The organism is Micromonospora sp. SL1-18 (assembly GCF_047921505.1).
In the GTDB taxonomy this organism is placed as follows: domain Bacteria; phylum Actinomycetota; class Actinomycetes; order Mycobacteriales; family Micromonosporaceae; genus Micromonospora.
Genome location: NZ_JBLROA010000146.1, coordinates 1 through 3,653, shown reverse-complemented (window position 1 = coordinate 3,653; position 3,653 = coordinate 1). Strand labels below are relative to the sequence as shown.

4 protein-coding genes and 1 riboswitch are annotated in these 3,653 nt (G+C 66.6%); of the genes, 2 read left to right on the top strand and 2 right to left on the bottom strand.

The features are described 5' to 3' along the window. Positions 1-212 precede the first annotated feature (212 nt). A riboswitch (ZMP/ZTP riboswitch) is annotated at positions 213-296 on the top strand. Between the two features lie 12 nt (positions 297-308). Further along, complete coding sequence (locus ACNAW0_RS30055) at positions 309-1,355, top strand: hypothetical protein (RefSeq protein ID WP_416291419.1); 1,047 nt, start codon at positions 309-311, stop codon at positions 1,353-1,355. A 172-nt stretch (positions 1,356-1,527) separates the two neighbouring features. Here ACNAW0_RS30055 and ACNAW0_RS30050 read toward each other — a convergent pair whose 3' ends face one another. Then, a complete protein-coding gene (locus ACNAW0_RS30050) occupies positions 1,528-2,346 on the bottom strand; it encodes a hypothetical protein (protein WP_416291418.1) in 819 nt (272 codons plus the stop codon). Positions 2,347-2,357: 11 nt separating this feature from the next. Continuing rightward, a complete protein-coding gene (locus ACNAW0_RS30045) occupies positions 2,358-3,200 on the bottom strand; it encodes a sigma-70 family RNA polymerase sigma factor (RefSeq protein ID WP_416291417.1) in 843 nt (280 codons plus the stop codon). A gap of 156 nt (positions 3,201-3,356) precedes the next feature. Here ACNAW0_RS30045 and ACNAW0_RS30040 point away from each other — a divergent pair. After that, positions 3,357-3,653: hypothetical protein (locus tag ACNAW0_RS30040; protein ID WP_416291416.1), on the top strand; the 297-nt coding region annotated here is incomplete at its 3' end.

Genomic DNA, 3,653 nt, shown 5'->3' with positions numbered 1-3,653 from the left:
ACCCTCCCCCGTCCCGATGATCTGACGACAACCGCGGGCGCCCCTCCTCTCTGAGTAGGTGCCCTCATCTCGGCATGTCCGGGAGCTGGCCGGCGGAACTCGTCATGACGCTCCGTAGCGCGCGGATTGCGATAAATCCGGATGGTTGATCGCACATCGGGGCACCCGTAGGCCGACGAGGGCTTGTGATGAGCAAATTGGGTCTATGCTGGCGCCGCGGCCGTGACTGGCGAGGGTGGAGCACCACCGGGGATTGGCCGCTGTGACGTCGGCTGCCGACCGCCTGGGCCACCGCGACGCCTTGAATCGTGTGCGTTCGGAGGTCTGCGGTGAAGTTGCGTTATGGCATGAACCCCCATCAAAGCCCGGCGATGGTCGAGCCGATCGGTACGGCGCCCTTCACCGTGGTCCACGGGCATCCTTCTTACCTCAACCTTCTGGACGCGATTGGCGCATGGCAGCTGGTTCGAGAGGCGTCCGCCGGATCCGGGACGGTTGCGGCGGCGTCGTTCAAGCACGTGTCGCCGGCCGGGGCGGCGCTGGCCGGACCGATCCATCCGGTGACCGCCCGCTTGTTCGGAGTCGACCAGAGCACCGACGCGGTAACGCAGGCCTATACGCGAGCCCGGGACACCGACCCGAAGAGTTCTTACGGTGACATGGTCGCGGTGTCCGCGCCGGTCACCGCCGAACTCGCCGAGCTGCTGCGGAGGGTGGTCAGCGATGGGATCATCGCCCCTGGCTATGAGCCGGGCGCGGTCGCTGTGTTGTCGAACAAGAAGAACGGTACCTACCTGATCCTGCAGGCAGACTCGGCGTTCGCGCCACCGGTCGAAGAGGTGCACGAACTGTATGGGCTGCGGTTCGTCCAGCGCCGTGACGACGCCCCGCTGCCCGGCGGGCTGTCGGCCGACCTGAGGCTGGCGCTAACCACTGTGAGGTACACCCAGTCGAACTCGATCGTGCTGGTTCGCGACGGAGCAACGCTGGGCGTGGGCGCCGGACAGCAGTCCCGGGTGGATTGCATCCGCCTTGCCGGCACCAAGGCGCAGCTATGGCATCAGCGGCGGTTCATTCCCGTCGACGGAGCCTCGGAACTCACGTCGGTGCAGGATCGTGTCAATGCCCAGCTCCTGCTCGCCGAGACGATCGATCCGCCGGTGCCCCTGCAGGAGGTGAGCCTGGCCTCCGACGGGGCGCTGCCCTTCGAGGACAACATCACCGAAGCGGTCCGGTATGGCGTAAGGAACATCGCCGAGCCAGGCGGCTCGACCCGCTCGGACGTGGTGGCCGAGGCGGCACGGCGGAACGACATCAACATCACCCACACCGGGCTGCGACTATTCCGACACTAACAAGCGGACGATCACACCAGTGGCGGGCGCACTGTTCTCGACATGTGTGTGCGCTGCCACTGCGCCCAGGCATCACTGAACGCAAGCAGAATGACGGAGCAACCGAGGCCGGCTGTCGCGCGTGTGGGGGCTGGGACGAATCCGTCAAGCATGTGGTGGGACATGACCGACGCTATGCGTCGAGCAGCTGCGTGCAGTAGGCGGCGGTCGCATCATCGTGGGTCTTGCCACGGGGCCAACGGGTGCCGTGTGGGTCGGAATTTTCGGCGGCACGAACACGGTGGATCAGCTCGGCTGGGCCATGGTCGTGCAGGATCTCCAGGAGCCCGGCCCAGTCGGTGAGGCCGAAGCGGTCGGCAAGTCGGCTGGCTCCGTCGCTGAGCAGCGCTGCGGCTGTCACGTCCTTGATCGGGCTGGTTCCCGTGATGGCCTGATGGGCGGCGCGTGGGTCGGCGGCGGCGACCCAGAATCCGCCGGGCTTGTTGCGGTGGGCGCGGAGGGCTTGAACGTAGTCGCGGCGGGCCTGGTCGTGCTCCGGTGTGCCGTTGGCGAGGCTGTCCATCATGGCGCGGTAGTGCCGGCCGATGTGTGCCTCGCGGTCGTCGCTGATGACGAGTGGCGCGTCGTTGGCCTGGTCGAGTACGAGCACGGAATCGGCGAGCACCAGGTGCTCAAGCTGGTCACGATTGCGTCGGAGCATGATGACCGTTGCGGACGGGGTGCCGGGCTCGTCGAGGTGGCAGGTGTCTTCGTGTAGGGCGGCCGTCTGGCTGATCGCCTCGGCGAGGATGGCGGGTAGCTCCTGGTCGCTGTCTGCGGCGAGTCCGGCGAGTAGTGCGCCTCCGAGTTGGCGGGTGTACCAGGCGACGCCGTGTGAGCAGCGCGAAGCGGTGCCGGACAGGCCTGCGCCGTCGAGCAGGACGATGCCGTTCGCTGTGGCTGCGGTGAAGTCCTCGTTGCTGTGGTCGGGCTTAGCTGGGCTGGTTGCCATGGCGACCTGCATCAGTTGTCCTCCAGCCGGTGAAGTGGCGTCAGCAGCTCAACTCGGCGCGGCTCGCGGGTGTCAGGGTCGTACTCGGTGCCGACCAGCACGGAGAAGTGTCCGGTCTTGGCGTCGCTGTACAGCTCGCCGATGCGAGTGCAGAGCAGATGGACGACTCCGAGGGAACCGGGCGGATGGATGCCGGTGAAGACGATCAGCGAGCCCTGCCGGTCCGGTCGGGGTAGGCGGCCGAGGTAGGCCACGTCCCAGCTGCGCTGCGGCTTCTGGTCTTGCCCGGACCGGTACACGGTGCCGGTGGTGCGGTCGACCAGCGTCCACGGGCCGTCGTTGGCGCGCTCGAACTGCAAGACGCGGTCCTGCGAGAGCACTTGGGCGACGTGCTCGGAGATGCGCGGACCAGAGATCACCACCAGGTTGGGGCGGTTCAAATCGATCTCGCCGCCAATGGGGATGGTCTCGAACGACGGCTCCAGACCGAGGCTGCGTGCGAGATCGCCAAGTCGCTGGGCGCCCGTCACGTCTTCGATCGCCACGACTGGGCGTGACCTGATCGCCTCCTGCTTAAGGGGGGTGATGATTGTGACGGTGCCTTGGCCGAGGAATGCGCCTTCTGGGGCCGGGCCGCCGTGCCGGATCTGGTGAATGCGGCCCCGGGTAAGGCCGACCTGTTGGGCGATGTGGGCGTACGACATGCCGCTGTCGTGGAGCTCGTGGATGACCCGGCGGCGTAGCCGGGCAAGCTCGGTCACTTCCTCCTGCGCCGCCGACATACGGGCGGTCGCTTCGCGAAGAAGCTCGAAGGGATCAGCTATCGCAGCGATGCGGTCCACTTCGCCCGTCATGTCCGTCCTCGCTCTACGTGATAACGCCCTGTCTAGCCCCCTTGACGCCTTCACCGTACCGCCGTAGGTTGCTGTCTATCCCCCTATACATCCTCACGGTCAGTCAAGTTTCGTCTGTCTAGGGGGATAGACAGGCTAGCCAAGGAGGCAGAGGGCATGGTCCCGAACACGATCAAGGTTCCGGTTCCGTTCGAGTACGTGTTCCCGCAGGGTGCGCTGTGCCTGGGTGTGGAGCCGGTGACGGACTTCGACAAGCGCGGTCAGGGTGATGACCAGGCCCGTGACAAGGAGTCGGGCGAGCGCCTGTGGGTGGTCAAGGTCCTGGACCTGGACCCGGAGGCGGGGAAGTTCGGCGGGTCGAAGGAAGTGAAGGTGAAGATCGCCGCCCCTCAGCAGCCGGTGCCGCCGGCGTCGAAGATCCCGGGTTACCCGCCGGCGGTGGAGTTCTCCGAC